This window comes from Streptomyces sp. NPDC048636, from assembly GCF_040650655.1.
Classification (GTDB): domain Bacteria; phylum Actinomycetota; class Actinomycetes; order Streptomycetales; family Streptomycetaceae; genus Streptomyces.
Genome location: NZ_JBEZHR010000003.1, coordinates 385,672 through 402,444, shown reverse-complemented (window position 1 = coordinate 402,444; position 16,773 = coordinate 385,672). Strand labels below are relative to the sequence as shown.

Sequence of the window (16,773 nt, the reverse complement as noted above, 5' to 3'; positions counted from 1 at the left end):
GCCTCTTGTCCCGCTGTGCTGTTGTGTCTCGTGTGTCTCGTTGCGGTGCAGAGGTGCCGCGGTCTGCGGTGCGGATGGTGCAAAGGTGTGCCGGGCCCTGGGCACTGGCTCGACCAGTCGTCACGGAAGGGGCTGGTCGGCGCATCGCGCCCGGCACGCTGTGGCCATACCCATTTCGGTCGAGGAAGCAAACCTGAACGCCAACTCAATGTCCGTATCCATGAGTCCCGGCGGCTCCGGCGCGCCCGAGCGCCCCGCCCGTACCGCGGTGGTGATCCCGGCCGCGGGCCGTGGCGTGCGGCTTGGTCCCGGCGCGCCCAAGGCGCTGCGCCCGCTGAGCGGTACGCCGATGCTGGTTCACGCCGTCCGGGCGATGGCCGGATCCCGCTCCGTCTCCCTCGTGGTCGTGGTCGCCCCGCCGGACGGCGCCGACGAGGTCCAGCGGCTGCTGGACGCCTATCCGCTGACCGGTCGCGGCGCCGATGTGGTGGTCGTCCCCGGCGGGGAGACCCGTCAGGAGTCGGTACGGCTGGGCCTGGCCGCCGTACCCGAGGACGTCTCCACCGTGTTGGTGCACGACGCCGCGCGGCCGCTGGTCCCGGTGGACACCGTGGACGCCGTCGTCGCCGCCGTACGGGACGGGGCGCCCGCCGTCGTCCCCGCGCTGCCGCTGGCCGACACCGTCAAACAGGTCGAGCCGCGCACCGGGGAGCGGGCCGGTGAGCCCGAACCGGTCGTCGGCACCCCCGAGCGCGCCCGGCTGCGCGCCGTCCAGACCCCGCAGGGCTTCGACCGTGCCACGCTGGCCGAGGCCCACGAGAAGATCGTCCTGGAGGGCGACGGGGCGACGGACGACGCGGGGATGGTCGAGCGGCTCGGTGTCGAGGTCGTGGTCGTTCCCGGCCATGAGGAGGCGTTCAAGGTGACCCGGCCGCTGGACCTGGTGCTCGCGGAGGCGGTTCTCGCCCGCAGGAGGGCCAACGATGGCTTCTGAGACCTCCCGGCCCGCCCTCACGGGGCTGCCCCTGGTGGGCATCGGCACCGATGTGCACGCCTTCGAGCAGGGCCGCGAGCTGTGGTGCGCGGGTCTGCTGTGGGACGCCGAGGAGTACGGCGGCTACGGCCTGGCCGGGCACTCCGACGGCGATGTGGCCGCCCACGCCGCCTGTGACGCGCTCTTCTCCGCCGCCGGGCTCGGCGACCTCGGCGCCCATTTCGGCACCTCCCGCCCCGAGTGGTCCGGCGCCGCCGGGGTCACCCTGCTCGCCGAGGCGGCCCGGATCGTACGGGCCGCGGGGTTCGAGATCGGCAATGTGGCGATCCAGGTGATCGGCGTCCGCCCCAAGATCGGCAAGCGCCGGGACGAGGCGGTCAAGGCGCTGTCGGCCGCGGCCGGCGCGCCCGTCTCGGTGTCCGGCACCACGACGGACGGCCTCGGGCTGACCGGCCGGGCCGAGGGGCTCGCGGCGGTCGCCACGGCGCTGGTGGTCCGTACGGGGGCTGTTCCCCGCGAGGGTGCTGACCTCTGACGGTGCTTCGGGTACGTACGGATCGGGTACTCGCGACCCGCTTGTGTCCGCTCCGCCAGCCCAGTGCACCGTGAACGACCCGTTGTGCCCGTTGCGCCCGTTGTGAGGGAAGGATCCGCCGTGGCCACCGCACTCTCCGAGAACCTCAAGCAGCTCCTCGACAGCCCCGTCTTCATCATCGTCGGCACCGTCCAGCCCGACGGCAGCTCTCAGCTGTCACCGGTCTGGGTGAAGCGTGAGGGGGACGAGCTGCTGTTCTCCACCACGATGGGGCGGCGGAAGCAGAAGAACATCGACCGGGATCCGCGGGTGTCGGTGCTGGTCCAGCCCGCCGACTCGCCGTACACCTACGCCGAGATCCGCGGCACCGCCTCGTACACCACCCAGGGCGGCAACGAGCTGATCAACGAGCTCTCGATGAAGTACACGGGCAAGCGGTACGCCGAGTTCAACCCGGCGTCCGGGCAGGACAGCGAGCGGATCGTGGTGCGGATCACCCCGAAGAAGGTCGTCGGCAGCCTCTGAGACGGGGCGGACGGCCGAGACGGGGCGGACGGCGCGGGGAGATCGGCCGGAGCGCCCCAAGTGTCACGCTTCTGTGTCCCCGGGGCCGATCGGTCGCAGGGCACTGCCGCCTTCCCACTACCCTTGATGCGTGACTATTCGCCTGTACGACACCAGCGCCCGGCAGATCCGTGACTTCACCCCGCTCACACCGGGCTGCGTCTCGATCTACCTGTGTGGCGCGACCGTGCAGGCCGCTCCGCACATCGGACACGTCCGGTCCAATCTGAACTTCGACATCATGCGCCGCTGGTTCCTGCACCGCGGCTATGACGTGACGTTCATCCGCAATGTCACGGACATCGACGACAAGATCATCACCAAGTCGGCCGAGCAGGGCCGTCCGTGGTGGGCGATCGGCTATGAGAACGAGCGCGCCTTCAACAGCGCGTACGACGTCCTCGGCTGCCTGCCCGCCACGTATGAGCCGCGGGCCACGGGCCATGTGCCCGAGATGATCGAGATGATGCGGACCCTGATCGACCGGGGTCATGCCTATGTCGCCGAGGGCAATGTCTATTTCGACGTGCGCTCGTTCCCGGAGTACCTCGGGCTCTCCAACCAGGAGCTCGACGGGCTGCGCCAGCCGTCCGGCGAGGGCGAGACCGGTAAGCGCGACCACCGCGACTTCGCCATGTGGAAGGCGGCCAAACCCGGGGAGCCCAGCTGGGAGACCCCCTGGGGCCGCGGCCGTCCCGGCTGGCACCTGGAGTGCTCGGCGATGGCGCACAAGTACCTCGGCCGGGCCTTCGACATCCACGGCGGCGGTATCGACCTGATCTTCCCGCACCATGAGAACGAGATCGCACAGGCCAGGGCGTTCGGCGATGACTTCGCCGCGTACTGGGCGCATAACGCGTGGGTGACCATGAGCGGCGAGAAGATGAGCAAGTCGCTCGACAACTCGGTGCTGGTCTCCGACATGGTCAAGCGCTGGCGCCCCATCGTGCTCCGCTACTACCTGGGCACCCCGCACTACCGGTCCATGATCGAGTACAGCGAGGAGGCCCTGCGCGAGGCGGAGTCCGCGTTCGCCCGGATCGAGGGCTTCATCCAGCGGGTGGTGGAGAAGGCGGGAACGGTCGAGCCCGCGGCCGAGGTGCCGCCCGCGTTCGCCGAGGCGATGGACGACGACCTCGGGGTACCGCAGGCGCTCGCGGTCGTCCACACCACCGTCCGGCAGGGCAACTCCGCCCTGACCGCCGACGACAAGGAGTCGGCCGTCGCACGGCTGGCCGAGGTGCGGGCCATGCTGGGCGTGCTGGGTCTGGACCCGCTCGACGAGCACTGGTCCGGCGGTTCGGACCGCGGCGAGGATCTGCACGGCGTGGTCGACTCGCTGGTCCGGCTGGTCCTGGAGCAGCGGCAGGCGGCGCGGACCCGCAAGGACTACGCGACGGCGGACGCGATCCGCGATCAGCTCCAGCAGTCGGGACTGGTGATCGAGGACACCCCGTCGGGGCCGCGGTGGGAGCTGGGCACCCGCTGAGGCGGTGGCTCCGGCCGCTCACCGGCTCCTCCCTGACCTCCCACTTTGTGCCGCCCGGTGCGCCGGGCGGCACACTGATGACCGTACATACGTTTCCCCACACTCGTTTCCCCATACGTTTCCCGCTTGCCGCGCAGCGCTGAGCAGTGAAGAGATAGGTGACATTCATGGCCGGCAACAGCCAGCGCAGGAACCGACGTACTTCGAACAAGAAGGGCGCGATGGTCGGCAGCGGCGGCAAGCGGCGCCGGGGGCTGGAGGGGAAGGGCCCCACCCCGCCCGCCGAGATGCGCAAGGGGCATGCCAAGCAGCGCGTGGCCAACGCGCGCGCCCGCAATGCCACCACGCGCCCGACCCCGCGCCGGGGCGCCGGTAAGGGCAGCAACGAGCTGGTGGTGGGCCGTAATCCGGTGGTCGAGGCGCTGCGCGAGGGCGTTCCGGCGACCACGCTCTACGTTCAGCAGTTCATCGACAGCGACGACCGGGTGCGCGAGGCGCTGAAGCTGGCCGGCGACCGCGGCGGTATCCACCTCATGGAGGCCCCGCGCCCCGAGCTGGACCGGATGACCAACGGGCTGAACCACCAGGGCCTGGTGCTCCAGGTCCCGCCGTACGAGTACGCCCACCCCGAGGACCTGAGCGCCGCCGCCTTCGACGACGGCGAGGACCCGCTGATCGTCGCGCTGGACGGGGTCACCGACCCGCGGAACCTGGGCGCGGTGGTGCGTTCGGTGTCCGCCTTCGGCGGCCACGGTGTGGTCGTGCCGGAGCGGCGCGCGGCCGGAATGACCGCGGGCGCCTGGAAGACCTCCGCGGGCACCGCCGCCCGCACCCCGGTCGCCCGCGCCACCAACCTGACCCGCGCCCTGGAGGCATACCAGAAGGCCGGCCTCACGGTCATCGGCCTGGCCGCCGACGGCGACGTCGAGCTCCAGGACCTGGAGGTGCTGGACGGCCCGGTCGTGATCGTCGTGGGCAGCGAGGGCAAGGGCCTCTCCCGCCTGGTCGGAGACACCTGTGACCTGCGCGTCCGCATCCCGATGCCGGGCGGCGCGGAGTCGCTGAACGCGGGTGTCGCGGCGGGCGTCGTGCTGTACGAGGTCGCGCGCCAGCGCCGGGGATAGCGCGTCTGCGCGTCTGCGCGCCTGCGCTGTTGCGCGGGCGTGGTGGGCGCGAGGGCACGACGGCGCGCGGGCGCGGTGGGCGCGGGGCGCGGGGCGTGACGGCGGGCGGTCCGTGGGCGCCGCTGCGGGGTGTTGTGCCGTCTCCGTCCGCTGCCGCGGTGCGTCGGTGTGTCGGTGCGGGGCGCGGGATGGCGCGACGGGGCGCGTGCCTGCGGAGTGCGCGGTGTGACCGCGGGCCGGGCCGTGGCGATGCCCGGGTGTCGCGGGTGTCCGTCCGCTGCCGTGGCGCGCCGGGGCTGGGCGCACCCGGCGATACGACGGGGTGCGTACGGTGCGTTGTCGCCGGGGCGCGCTGGGGCGTGTGGTGGGGCGCGGGCGGTGTGCGGAGTGCGCGGCGCGCGGGGCGGAGGTGCTGGCCGGGGCGTGGACCGGCGGGGGCTTCGGCTTGACGATCTTGACTTGACGGGCCTCGGACAGCACAAGACGGTCACGGCCAGTGTCTTTCCCGTCAGTCACTCGGTTAGTTGAGTGTGGAGACCAGAAAAGCCCGCAGGCCTCTGGCGGGAAGCGCACCGGCATTCGACGACGAGCCGCAGCTGACCATGGCCAAGGTGCCATGCGATCCGGCGCAGGTCGCCGTCAACGCCCCGAGCTTCCGCGTGCGGCTCAGGGCCCCGGTCGTGAGCCGCGCGCTGGCGGACACGGCCCGGTTCACCCGCGTCCCGGCTCCGGCTCCGGCTCCGGCCCGGCGCCGCCCGCCCGTGGTGTGGAGCGGCCGCACCCGGCCCGGCGGTGACACGGCGGCGACCCGACTCCTCCAAGCCGTGCGGTATTCCGAGGAGGGCGCGCCCGAGGAGATGGGCACCACCCAGGTGCTGCCGCGGATCGCGATCGACGAGGGCCCGCCCACCGTCATCGGGCCGCGCAGCCCGCGTACGGAGACGGTCCCGCGGTCAGGGGCCGGCGGCGGGCCCGGACAACGTCCGCCGCGGGCGGGGGAGTTGTCCGACCCGGACCGGAACCCCGCCCGGGCCCGGGAGCGGTACGAGGAGCAGGGCGCGCAGGCCGCCGCTCCGCGCCCGCGCCGCCACGCCGACTCCGTACGCCACGCCTATTACCCCGGGCGGCGGATGAACCTGGGCATCGTCCTCCTCCCGCTCCGCATCTTCCTCGGCTTCATCTCCGTCTACGCGGGCATGGGCAAGCTCTCCGACCCCGTCTACTTCGACGGCGGCGAGCGCGGCTCGATGGTGACCTGGCTGCGTTCGCTGCACCCCTGGCCGATCGCCGAACCGCTGCGCGACCTCGCGCTCGAGCACCCGGTGGGCGCCGGGCTGACGGTCGCGTTCCTCCAGATCGTGGTGGGTGTGCTCACCATCCTGGGGCTGTGGCAGCGGCTGGCCGCGGGCTTCGGCGCGCTGCTGTCGGCCGCGCTGATCCTGACCGTGAGCTGGCGTACGGTCCCCGTCTACGACGCCCCCGACATCATCTACCTCGCCGCCTGGAGCCCGCTGGTCATCGCGGGCGCCCCGGTGTATTCGGCCGACGCGCGTCTCGCGGGCGAGGCGTGGCGGCGGCTGGGCCCGCGCGCCGAGCTGTGGGATCTGCGGCGCCGGGTGCTGCGCCGGGGCTCCGTAATGGCTCTGGTCATCGCCGGGCTGACCCTGCTGATCGGCTCGTCGCTGGGCGGCGCCGTACGGTCCTCGGAGACGGTGCGCGCGCCGGAGCCGAGGGACGTGCCGACGAACAGCGTCCCCGGTTCGCCGCTGCCGCGGAAGTCCATGGAGAGCCCGCGGGGCGGGATGCGCGGCTCCGTGGGCACCAGCGGTTCACCGTCCCCGAGCGAGGGCCTGCGGACGAGCCCGAGCCAGTCCGGCTCGGCGTCGCCCTCCGCCCCGGGCGAGACGAGCGCGACGGGGTCGATAGACGACTCGGGCAGCCCGAGCCAGTCGCACCCCGGCCTCGGTACCACCCCGCACTCCCCGCGCCGGGCTCCCGTCGCGCCGAGGACGACGATGAACCCGCCGTCCCTCGGCGGCGGCGCCGGAGGCGGCGTGACCGGCGGCGAACCGGAGGGCGCCCCGGAGGAGGACAGCGGCGACGGCGGCTACAGCGAGGGCGGTGGCGAGCAGTCCGGGCTGGGCGGCCTCCTCGGCTGACGACCCGCCGGGCGTCCGGATCGGACGCCGCTCCAGGGCCCGCACCCCGTTCGGTGCGGGCCCTTGGCGTGTACGGCGTCGGTACGGGCTCTTGGGCGGGTACGGCGTCGGTACGGGCCCTTGGGCGGGTACGCGCTCCTCTGCGAGCTGATCCTGGAGGGCCCGGACGTCGGCGGTTACCCCGAGCCGGGCAGCGATGTGCGCACCGTGGCCACCGGCTGGCTGACCAGCCTGCGCGACGGCATCAGCGATCCGGCCACCCGCGCCGCGGTGCTGGCCGTCACCGCCCAGGCCGACCACGACCCCGACAGCGCCCAGGCTCTCGTCCGTATCGGCCAGGACCGTCGCGCCGCGCTCAACGGGCTTCTGGAGCCGTCCGGCGTCCAGCTCGGCGACGACGAGTACACCCTGCTCTACGGGCCGGTCCTGGCCCAGCTCTTCTTCGACCGCGGCCGGGTCACCGACGAGTTCATCGACGCCGTGGTCACCCAGTGGCTCACCACGCTGGAACGTAACGGCGCGTTGCCGCGGGGCGAAGCGGTGGCGGACGGCTAGTCAGCATCCGTACAGGCAAAGGCCGTTGAGGAACACGCGGCGATGCGGCTGGGTCCCGCGCCCAGCCGCGACCGGCCGCTCGCCTTCGCCTCCGGGCCCCGGAGGAGGACCGGGGCGTCAGGTGTGGGGGACGGGCGGCGAGGAGCTCAGTGGCCCGTGGCCGTGCGGGGCCGGGCCCGCGGCCAGTTCCTTGGCCGCCTCCGTGAGGTCCTTCGCGGTGTCGATCGCCCGCCAGTACGCCCCGTGGGGAAGCGGGAAACCCGCCAGGCGGCGTTCGCGCGCGAGGCGGGGGAAGGTGGTGCGCTCATGGTCGCCGCGGTTCGGCAGCAGCGAGGTGAACTCGGCCGAGAAGACGTACACACCGGCGTTGATGAGGTACGGGGACGGCGGCGCCTCGATGAAGTCGAGGACATGGCCGAACTCGTCCGTCTCCACCACGCCCCACGGAATCCGCGGCCGCGCCAGCGCGAGGGTGGCGACCGCGCCGCGCTCATGGTGGAAGTCCGCCATGTCCTGGAGCGAGAAACGGGTCCAGATGTCGCCGTTGGTCGCGTACCAGGGGCGGTCGGGGTGGGGCAGTGAGGCGGCGGCGAACTTCAGACCGCCGCCACGGCCCAGCGGCTCCTTCTCGACGACGGTCGTCACCCGCAGCGGCAGCTCCGCCGACTCCAGCCAGTCCTGGAGGACGGCGGCGAGATGGCCGCAGGAGACGACGGCGTCGGTGACGCCCTCGGCGGCCAGCCAGGCGAGCTGGTGGCCGATGATCGGGGTCCCGGTGCCCGGGATCTCGACCATCGGCTTGGGACGGTCGTCGGTGTACGGGCGCAGCCGCGAGCCCTGGCCTCCGGCCAGGACGACGGCTTGGGTGGGGCGCGCGGCCGGCGGGTGGTGCCCGTGCCTGCGGTCGTCGTCATCGGTCATGGACGGCACCATATGCGGTGCCGGGACCGCCGCAGGCGGAGCTGGGGAAGGGAGCGCGGTCAGCGGTACGCCTGGGTGATACCGGAGGCGAACGAGGTGTCGCACACGGGGCGGGCGTACGCCTGGGCACGGGCGGTGCCGCCGTACTTGGCCACCGCGGCGCGGCCGAGCGCACGGGCGATGGACGCGCAGTGCTTGGCGAGCGAGGGCCGCTCGTCGGTGGCCACCTGGAGATGGGTGAGGGCCACCGCCGGGTCCTTCTGCTGGAGCTCGGTGAGCAGCCGGTCGCGCAGCACCTCGTGCGCGGCGCGATGGGTCGCCTGGGTGGACGCGCGGTCGGCGGAGGCGGTGAGGATTTGCGACTCGGCGCTGGGTGAGGCCCATGGGACGCGGGTGACCGCGAGCGTCCCGGAGAGGACGAGGACGACGGGGAGGACGAGGGCGAGAGTTCTGCCGATGCGGCGGGCTGCGGTGTTCACGGGGGCGTTCCTCGCGGGTCGATCGGGACTGCGGTACGCGGTGATCGTAGCGAGGAGCGACGATTTGGCGACATTCAGTCACTGACGTGGGTGATGGAATCCCGCTATTCCGGGTTGGAGTGTTGACGCCATGTCCAAAATGCCGCAATTGCCAGGGAACTTATCGACAATGCGACGTGGGGTCTCCGTGGCCATGCCGCCGTGGCACCGTCGCCGCGGCACTGCCGCCGTGGCGCCGCCGCAACGGCGACGGCGCCGCCCCTCCGCGCGAGCGGACGGACGGCGCCGTGAAACTCCCTCGGCTGCCTCGGCTGCCTCGGCTCCCTCGGGGACGGGCTCAGTCGCTGAGCCGCTCCCCGGTCGAGGTCGAGAAGACGTGGATCTCACCCGGCCGCGGCACGACGTGCAGCTGGGCGCCCTTCTCCGGCACCTGGCGGCCGTTGACACGCACGACCAGGTCCCTGACGTCGCCGCCGACCTCGGCGGTGCCGTAGACGTAACCGTCGGCGCCGAGCTCCTCGACGACGTTGACCGTGACGGCGAGCCCGGCCGGGGCGTCCTCGGACTCCTTGGTCAGCGACTTGGCGGCGGCGCCGTTCTGCTCGACCACGTCGAAGTGCTCGGGCCGGACACCCACGGTGACCGTGCGGTCGCCCTTGTCGGCCGCGGCGCTGAGCGCCTCACGGCTGACCGGGACCACGCTGTTGCCGAACTTCACACCACCGTCGGTGATCGGCACCTCGATCAGGTTCATGGCCGGGGAGCCGATGAAGCCCGCGACGAAGAGGTTGGATGGGCGGTCGTACATGCTGCGCGGCGAGTCGACCTGCTGGAGCAGCCCGTCCTTCAGCACGGCCACCCGGTCGCCCATCGTCATGGCCTCGACCTGGTCGTGGGTGACGTAGACGGTGGTGATGCCCAGGCGCCGCTGGAGGCTGGCGATCTGCGTACGGGTCTGCACGCGCAGCTTGGCGTCCAGGTTGGACAGCGGCTCGTCCATGAGGAACACCTGCGGCTCCCGCACGATCGCGCGGCCCATCGCCACCCGCTGCCGCTGACCACCGGAGAGCGCCTTGGGCTTGCGCTCCAGGTACTCGGTGAGGTCGAGGATCTTGGCCGCGTCCTCGACCTTCTGCCGGATCTCGGTCTTGTTGACGCCCGCGATCTTGAGCGCGAAGCCCATGTTCTGCGCGACGGTCATGTGCGGGTACAGCGCGTAGTTCTGGAACACCATGGCGATGTCCCGGTCCTTCGGCGGCAGGTGGGTGACATCCCGGTCACCGATCCGGATCGCGCCCCCGTTGACGTCCTCGAGCCCGGCGAGCATCCGCAGCGAGGTGGACTTCCCACAGCCGGAGGGGCCGACCAGGACGAGGAATTCACCGTCCTCGATGGAGATGTCGAGCTGGTCGACGGCGGGCTTCTCGGTCCCCGGGTACACCCGGGTGGCCTTGTCGTACGTGACCGTAGCCATGGCGATCTGATCCCTTCACCGGCAGGAACGTGCCGGACGATCCGAGTAAAGGTGGGTTGTTCCACACACGTGGATTGGCGTGACGCTATCCCGAGGAGGGGTGATCTGTCTCTAGCCGAAGCGTGAGAATTTTCGAATGGATCACCCCTGTGGGGTGGGTACACTGCTGGGGACGCCGACTTAGCTCAGCTGGTAGAGCACCGCTCTTGTAAAGCGAAGGTCGTCGGTTCGAACCCGACAGTCGGCTCTGTGCCCGAGCAGGGAAGAAGCCCCGGACGATCTTTCGTCCGGGGCTTCTGACATCTACAGGTGACATCAACGCGGGTGGCCGCTCCAGGTCAGTCCTGGCTGAGCCGCCGTTTCAACAGCCGGTCCATGTGGCTGATGGCTTCACGCTGGGTGTCCTGCGCGACGTGCGTGTACACGTCCATGGTCATGCTGATCTGGCTGTGGCCCAGGATCTCCACCAGTACGCGGGGAGCCACTCCGGCAGCCGTGAGCAGCGTGGCGCAGCCGTGTCGGGCGTCGTGGAGCCGGATCGGGCGGAGACCGGCGGCCGCGGTGAGCCGGGAGAAGGAGCGGTTGAGGTTGCGCGGTTCGATCGGACGGCCGGTACGGGTGGTGAAGACGAGTGCGTTGGACGCGGGAGCGCCGACCAGACGGAGCCGGTGCCAGCGCAGCGCGGCCAGGCAGATGAGGGGGAGCGGCACCGGCCGGATCTTCCCCGTCTTGGTGGTGTCTTGGTACAGCTCACCGCCGATGCGCTGTACCTGGTTGCCGATACGGATCACGCGCTTGTCCAGGTCCACGTCCGACCACCGCAACCCCAGCACCTCCCCGCGCCGCAGCCCCATCGCGATGGCGAGCACGAAGGCCGCTCGGAGCATCGTGGCGCCCTTGCCCAGTTCGGCGCCGAAGCGCTGGTCGCAGATCTCCAGGTAGATGCCTGCCGCGCGGCCGAGTTGGGCGAGTCGGATGAGCTGGGTGACCATCTCGTCCCGCCGTTCCCCGTCCTTGCGGGAGGCGACGAGAAACAGCTCGGCAACCTCGTCGACGACCAGCACCACCGGCACCGGTCGCTCGTCTTCCGACAGGCCCCAGATGGCAGAGGTGATCTCTTCATCCGGTGTGCTGGGCGGGATGCCCTGCGGGCTTTGATCAAGTCGTATCGGTTCTCCATCAGTTCAACGAGGGTGGGAAGCAGGTCGGCCGCCTGTACGGGGTCGGTTCCCAGCGCCGACAACCGGGGAGTGAACGGCGCCAGCTCCACTCCCCGCTTGCAGTCGATCCCGACCAGCGCGACCGGCTGCCGGGCCAGCCCGGCTATCAGGTGCCGCAGGAACATCGACTTCCCGGACAGCGTGGCGCCCAAGGTCAGTTGGTGCGGGATGGTGCGGTAGTCGCGCAGGAACGGTGTCGCGTCCTCCTTCAGCGCCACCGGCACCTTGAGGAAGCCGCCGCCGATCTTGCGTGGCATCCGTACCTTCCTGAGTACGTCGAAGCCGATCAACCGCAGCTCGACGACGCCAGGCTTCACCACCTCCACGTACGCGCCGTGAACTCCCCAGGCGTGGCGTAGCCGTTCGGCCGATGCCGCGACGTCGGCCGGTTCCTGCCCGGGTGCCAGCCGCAGCCGGACGCGCAGTCCGGTCGAGGCCGGGCGGATGAGCCCGCGCCGGGGCGGGACGGGTCGCACTTCCCGGTGGGTGAGCGCGTGTGTCGCCCAGGCCCGCAGCCGGGACGGCGGGACGGTCAGCCCGCAGGCATCCATGACGGAGCCGTACGAACCCAGCAGCTTCGCCGTGGAGATGGTGTACGCAGGTGAACGACGGTGGACGGCCTTCGGAAGCCCGCCAACAGACTTGGGAAGCATGTTGGGAACCTGCCGCAGGCCGCACAAGGTGCGGCAGCTGATGGAACTCCCCTCCCTGGCCCGGCTCGAACGGGCTGGTCCCCTCCACAACGGGTCGGTGCTGTGGGGAAGAGTTCACACCGACCGACGCAAGGCCGCTTGCAGAGTACTGAGCGTTTTTCAACCTCGGTAGGTCGGGTTCTCAACGTGGTGCAAGGCGAGGATGGCCTGCACGATCGTGGTCGTCCGGGATGGGCTGCGGCGCAGCTTGGTCAGCAGCTTCCACGTTTGCGAGGTGGCGACGGCACGTTCGTAACGGGCGCGGATGCGGGCGTGGGCCTTGTTCACGGCCTTCTGCCGGGCTGACCGTTTCGGCCGGTGGCGGTGCCGCTTGAACGGTGTACGCACGGCGCCGCCGGCGCCTTGATAGGCCTTGTCCGCAAAGGTCATCACCGTCGCGCTGGTCAGCGCGTCGATGATGCCACGGGTCCGGGCGGCGGTCAGGTCGTGTGTCGAGCCCGGCAGCGCGGCCGAGGCCCAGACGAGACGTCCCGCAGCGTCCGCGATGACCTGGACGTTCATACCGGCGCAGACTCGGTAGAGCTTGAGGTCGCAGTCTCGCGAGCGGCCGGTCGTTCAGCGGGGCAGGATGCGCGTTACTGCCTCGTGTTCGCCGCTGAGCCGCAGGCCTTGCTGTACTGCGGCGCTCAGATCGAGGTCGCCGAGCAGGGTGGCGGCCAGCAGGTGCGGCGGTCCGGTCAGTGACGCGGTGGGGTGGTCGACCCGGCCGGCGTGTGTGTGCACCGAGCCGTCCTTGACTTCGATGACCAGGTCCTCGCTGCCGTCGGCGTGCAGTTGCAGGGCGATTGCCGGCTGGTCGGGGCGGTGGTCGGTCAGTGCCCGGGCGGGCATGTCCAGCCAGTGGGTGCGGAAGGTGTCGTTGCCGCCCGGCTCACGCAGCAGCGGCACGCCCCAGCGGCTCAGCTCCTGCAGCACCGGCTCGAGCGCGCGGCCACGCTCGGTGAGGGAGAACAGGGTGGTGGCCACCGGCGGCGGGGCGGCCTCGCGGTGGATCAGGCCGGCTTCCTCGAGTTCGCGGAGCCGGTCGACCAGCAGGTTGCTGGCGATCCCGGGCAGCCCGTTGCGCAGGTCGGTGTGCCGGCAAGGACCCAGGGCGAGCAGTTCACGGACGATCAGCAGGGTCCATCGGTCGCCGATGGTGTCCAGTGCTTTCGCGATGCCGCAGTACTGCCCGTAGGTGCGCATGCCACCACCTTACATCGTGGTGTTGAGATTCAAAACTCTCTTGTTGACTTTCTCAACAACGTCGGTCTAGCGTCGCTGCCCATGACCCCCACCCTTTCCGTGCGTCGGCTGGCCTGGGCCGGCGTCGAGATCCGTCTCGGCGACACCCGCCTGCTGATCGATCCGCTCGAGAACGTCGCTCCGCTGGCGCCGGTGATGGGACCGCCGCACCGGCCGGTCGACCCGGTCGATACCCCGCCCGGCACCCACGCCCTCATCACCCACCTGCACCCCGACCACTACGACCACGACCTGATCGCCCGGATCGCGGCCACCGGCACGATCGGCTGCCACACCCCGAGTGCGGCGGCGCTGCGCGAGGCGGGCATCACCCCCGTCGCCCAGGACCTGGGTCAGTCACGCCGCATCGGAGAGCTGTCCGTCACCCCGGTGACCTCGCTGGACTGGCGCGGCAACGACTGTGACCAGGTCGCCTGGGTCGTCGAAGGCGCCGGTCGGCGGGTCATCCACTGCGGCGACACCCAGTGGCACGGCAGCTGGTGGCAGATCGCCCGCGACCACGGCCCGTTCGACGTCGCGTTCGTCCCGGTCAACGGCGTCATCGCCCACTTCGAGGGCTACGCGGCCAACGTCCCGGCGACCATGACCCCCGAGCAGGGCGTCGAGGCCGCCGTCGCACTCGGCGCCGGCACCGTCTGCGCCATGCACTACGGCCTGTTCCACAACCCGCCGTTCTACACCGAACAACCCGACATCGAGCAGCGCTTCCAGCACGCCGCCGACGAGCGCGGCATCACCGCGGCCATCATCGCCGACGGCCAGCCCGTCCTCTGACCATCAGAAACAAGGAGCAACACATGAAGATCGTCCTGTTCGGTGCCAGCGGCAACATCGGCCGGCCCACCACCGAGGAACTACTGCGTCGCGGCCACACCGTCACCGCGGTCACCCGAACCGGCCACATCGACGGCCTCGAGCACAAGGCCCTGACCGTGACCACCGGTGACGTCACCGACCCCGCGGCGGTCGCCGGCCTCGCCGCCTCCCACGACGCCGTGCTCTCGGCCGTCGGCCCCCGGATCGGCCAGGAGAACGACCGCGCCACGATCGTCGGTGCCGCCCGTGCGCTGATCGACGGACTCCGCCGAGCCGGCGTCACCCGCCTGGTCACCATCGGCGGTGCCGGTAGCCTACGCACGCCGACCGGCGCCCGGGTCATGGACGACCCGGACTTCCCCGCGCTGTGGAAGGCCAACGCCGAGGCCCAGTCCGAAGCGCTCGACCTCTACCGCGGCGTGCACGACCTCGACTGGACGTACGTGTCGCCCGCCGCGGTCATCGGAGCGGGCGAGCGGACCGGGGCCTACCGCAGCGCCGGGGACACCCTGCTCACCGACGACGACGGCAACAGCCGCATCTCGTACGCCGACTACGCGATCGCCTTGGCCGACACGATCGAGAGCGGCACCGCGATCCGCCGCCGCATCACCGTGGCGTACTGAGCCATGAGCAACGACGCCGCCGGCCGGCACACCCGATTCATCGCCCTGCTCGCAGCGCTCGTGGCCCTGGGACCACTGTCCATCGACGGCTACCTGCCCGGACTGCCGGACCTCGCCGGCGACCTGCGCGCCAGCGCCGCGGCCACCCAGCTCACCATCACCGCCTGCCTGGCCGGGCTGGCCATCGGGCAGCTGATCGCCGGGCCGCTGAGCGACACCTACGGCCGGCGGCGTCCGTTGCTGGCGGGCCTCGCCCTCTACACGATCGCCAGCGCGCTCTGCGCGGTGGCGCCCGACGTCCGGACCTTCGTCGGCCTGCGCCTGGTCCAGGGCATCGGCGGGGCGTTCGGCATCGTCATCGCCAACGCCATGGTCCGCGACCGCACCTCCGGAACCCGCACCGCACGTCTCTTCTCCACACTGACCTTGATCACCGGCCTGGCGCCGGTGTTCGCGCCGGTCCTCGGCGGCCAGCTACTGCGCGTCACGGCCTGGCCTGGAATCTTCGTGGCCCTGGCCGTACTCGGCGCCGTGATGCTGGCGGCCTCCGCCGCGGGACTGCCGGAGACCCGGTCCTCCGCGTCACGCCAGCCGCTGCTGGCTGTCGTCGGGCAGCTGCTCAGCGACCGGGTCTTCACCGGGTACATCCTGGCCAACGGCCTGGTCTTCGCGGCGATGTTCGCCTACATCTCCGGCTCGCCGTTCGTCCTGCAGGAAATCCACGGCCTGTCACCGCAGCAGTACAGCGCCGTGTTCGCCGTCAACGCCGCCGGACTCATTGCGGCCGCCCAGATCAGCGGCCGGCTGGTGGCCCGGGCCGGCGCCCGCGTGCTGCTGCTCGCCGGTCTGCTGGGCGCGACAGCCGGTGGCACCACGGTTCTGGCCGCGGTGCTGACACGGGCACCCCTGCCCGCGCTCCTGATCGGCCTGTTCGTCCTGGTCTCCAGCGTGGGCCTCGTCATGCCGAACGCCGCGGCCCAGGCCCTGGCCGACCACGGCGGACACGCCGGGTCGGCCGCCGCGCTGCTCGGCTTCAGCCAGTTCATGATCGGCGGGGCACTTGCTCCGCTGGCCGGCGCAGGTGGCGCCACCGACGCCTTGCCGATGGGAATCATCGTCGCCGTGCTGCCGGCGCTCGCTCTGCTCACACTCGGCGTCCTCACCCGGTCGATGCCCGGTGAGCGCACTCGCAGGCCGGCTCGCCAAGGACCTGCCGGGCACCGGCGACCGCGCCGGCGCATCGATCGCAGACGAGCCGGCATCCAGTAACTGCTCGACTGACGTTCTGACACCACCAATTGACATCAATGGCAGCGGATGTCGGCGATAGCCGGTGCACTGAGGCCACCGCTCACCCGCCAGCCAGGACCAGTCCAGGCTGGGACGGCGCGGCCCGTGATCGAACTTGTTAAGCGAAGGTCGTCGGTTCGAACCCGACAGTCGGCTCTGTGCCCGAGCAGGGAAGAAGCCCCGGACGATCATTCGTCCGGGGCTTCTTCCGTCTGCGGCGCCCGACGGCCGGGTGCCTGTGCCCACTGGTGGCGAGGGCCAGGCTTTCTGTCCGGGGACGGGGTACTGGGTGAGCGTGCACCACGATCTGGTGCCGTCCTGGCTGGTGCCCCATTCTTCGGCGAGCGCGTCGACGATGAGCATCCCTCGGCCGCTTTCGTCGACCGGGGCGGGATGTCCGACCCTGGGGCAGCCTGGGGTGCCGTCGCTGACTCCCATGGTTGCGGTGAGCCCCACCGTCGTAGGCGTGCGGCGTCGAGGTGTCGAAGTCGTGCTACCTGCTGAGTGTTGCGGGTGGCGCTGGCGACTGGTCGGGATGGGGCTGTCGCCAGGGTCGGACGACTTCCCCA

15 protein-coding genes, 1 tRNA gene and 2 pseudogenes are annotated in these 16,773 nt (G+C 71.3%); 11 read left to right on the top strand and 7 right to left on the bottom strand.

Annotated elements, in window-relative coordinates:
• Positions 1–208: 208 nt before the first annotated feature.
• From ispD to AB0C66_RS12185, 7 genes are all read left to right on the top strand, one after another.
• Positions 209–994, top strand: a complete 786-nt coding sequence (ispD, locus tag AB0C66_RS12215) for a 2-C-methyl-D-erythritol 4-phosphate cytidylyltransferase (RefSeq protein ID WP_362436239.1) — start codon at positions 209–211, stop codon at positions 992–994.
• A complete protein-coding gene (gene ispF, locus AB0C66_RS12210) occupies positions 984–1,529 on the top strand; it encodes a 2-C-methyl-D-erythritol 2,4-cyclodiphosphate synthase (RefSeq protein ID WP_362436237.1) in 546 nt (181 codons plus the stop codon). The genes ispD and ispF overlap by 11 nt, the downstream gene beginning before the upstream one ends.
• A gap of 120 nt (positions 1,530–1,649) precedes the next feature.
• Positions 1,650–2,054 (top strand): PPOX class F420-dependent oxidoreductase, encoded by a 405-nt coding sequence (locus tag AB0C66_RS12205; protein WP_362436235.1) that lies wholly within the window; start codon positions 1,650–1,652, stop codon positions 2,052–2,054.
• A 130-nt stretch (positions 2,055–2,184) separates the two neighbouring features.
• A complete protein-coding gene (cysS, locus tag AB0C66_RS12200) occupies positions 2,185–3,582 on the top strand; it encodes a cysteine--tRNA ligase (protein WP_362436233.1) in 1,398 nt (465 codons plus the stop codon).
• Positions 3,583–3,749: 167 nt separating this feature from the next.
• Entirely contained in the window at positions 3,750–4,706 is a 957-nt protein-coding gene (gene rlmB / locus AB0C66_RS12195) for a 23S rRNA (guanosine(2251)-2'-O)-methyltransferase RlmB (protein WP_362436231.1), read from the top strand.
• A 602-nt stretch (positions 4,707–5,308) separates the two neighbouring features.
• The gene (locus AB0C66_RS12190; RefSeq protein WP_362436229.1) at positions 5,309–6,865 is read left to right on the top strand and encodes a DoxX family membrane protein; all 1,557 of its coding nucleotides are present in this window, start codon (positions 5,309–5,311) and stop codon (positions 6,863–6,865) included.
• Positions 6,866–6,985: 120 nt separating this feature from the next.
• Positions 6,986–7,420, top strand: coding sequence for a TetR-like C-terminal domain-containing protein (locus AB0C66_RS12185; RefSeq protein WP_362436227.1), 435 nt, complete (start codon positions 6,986–6,988; stop codon positions 7,418–7,420).
• 117 nt (positions 7,421–7,537) lie between these two features.
• Here AB0C66_RS12185 and AB0C66_RS12180 read toward each other — a convergent pair whose 3' ends face one another.
• The 3 genes from AB0C66_RS12180 to ugpC form a co-directional block, all read right to left on the bottom strand.
• On the bottom strand, positions 7,538–8,341 hold the full coding sequence (locus AB0C66_RS12180; RefSeq protein WP_362436225.1) for a nucleotidyltransferase family protein: 804 nt from the start codon (positions 8,339–8,341) through the stop codon (positions 7,538–7,540).
• Positions 8,342–8,400: 59 nt separating this feature from the next.
• A complete protein-coding gene (locus AB0C66_RS12175) occupies positions 8,401–8,820 on the bottom strand; it encodes a hypothetical protein (protein ID WP_362436223.1) in 420 nt (139 codons plus the stop codon).
• A gap of 337 nt (positions 8,821–9,157) precedes the next feature.
• A complete protein-coding gene (gene ugpC, locus AB0C66_RS12170; protein WP_362436221.1) occupies positions 9,158–10,294 on the bottom strand; it encodes a sn-glycerol-3-phosphate ABC transporter ATP-binding protein UgpC in 1,137 nt (378 codons plus the stop codon).
• A 174-nt stretch (positions 10,295–10,468) separates the two neighbouring features.
• On the opposite strand from ugpC, the gene AB0C66_RS12165 reads away from it, so the two are divergent.
• A tRNA-Thr gene (locus tag AB0C66_RS12165) sits at positions 10,469–10,541 on the top strand.
• A 91-nt stretch (positions 10,542–10,632) separates the two neighbouring features.
• Here the strand turns inward: AB0C66_RS12165 and AB0C66_RS12160 are convergent.
• The 4 genes and pseudogenes from AB0C66_RS12160 to AB0C66_RS12145 all read right to left on the bottom strand — a co-directional run bounded on the left by AB0C66_RS12160 (position 10,633) and on the right by AB0C66_RS12145 (position 13,412).
• A complete protein-coding gene (locus tag AB0C66_RS12160) occupies positions 10,633–11,358 on the bottom strand; it encodes a tyrosine-type recombinase/integrase (RefSeq protein WP_362436219.1) in 726 nt (241 codons plus the stop codon).
• Between the two features lie 137 nt (positions 11,359–11,495).
• A pseudogene (locus tag AB0C66_RS12155) lies at positions 11,496–11,771 on the bottom strand (FtsK/SpoIIIE domain-containing protein); the annotation flags it as partial.
• A 555-nt stretch (positions 11,772–12,326) separates the two neighbouring features.
• Positions 12,327–12,749 (bottom strand): annotated as a pseudogene (locus tag AB0C66_RS12150) (transposase family protein); the annotation flags it as partial.
• 33 nt (positions 12,750–12,782) lie between these two features.
• Positions 12,783–13,412, bottom strand: coding sequence for a helix-turn-helix domain-containing protein (locus AB0C66_RS12145; RefSeq protein ID WP_362436217.1), 630 nt, complete (start codon positions 13,410–13,412; stop codon positions 12,783–12,785).
• Positions 13,413–13,493: 81 nt separating this feature from the next.
• Here AB0C66_RS12145 and AB0C66_RS12140 point away from each other — a divergent pair, with 81 nt between their 5' ends.
• The 3 genes from AB0C66_RS12140 to AB0C66_RS12130 are packed head-to-tail and all read left to right on the top strand — an operon-like array spanning position 13,494 to position 16,183.
• Positions 13,494–14,246 (top strand): MBL fold metallo-hydrolase, encoded by a 753-nt coding sequence (locus tag AB0C66_RS12140; protein ID WP_362436215.1) that lies wholly within the window; start codon positions 13,494–13,496, stop codon positions 14,244–14,246.
• 23 nt (positions 14,247–14,269) lie between these two features.
• Positions 14,270–14,914: an NAD(P)H-binding protein gene (locus AB0C66_RS12135; RefSeq protein ID WP_362436213.1), complete on the top strand. Its 645-nt coding sequence runs from the start codon at positions 14,270–14,272 to the stop codon at positions 14,912–14,914.
• Between the two features lie 3 nt (positions 14,915–14,917).
• Complete coding sequence (locus AB0C66_RS12130; protein ID WP_362436211.1) at positions 14,918–16,183, top strand: multidrug effflux MFS transporter; 1,266 nt, start codon at positions 14,918–14,920, stop codon at positions 16,181–16,183.
• The last annotated feature ends 590 nt before the right edge of the window (positions 16,184–16,773 follow it).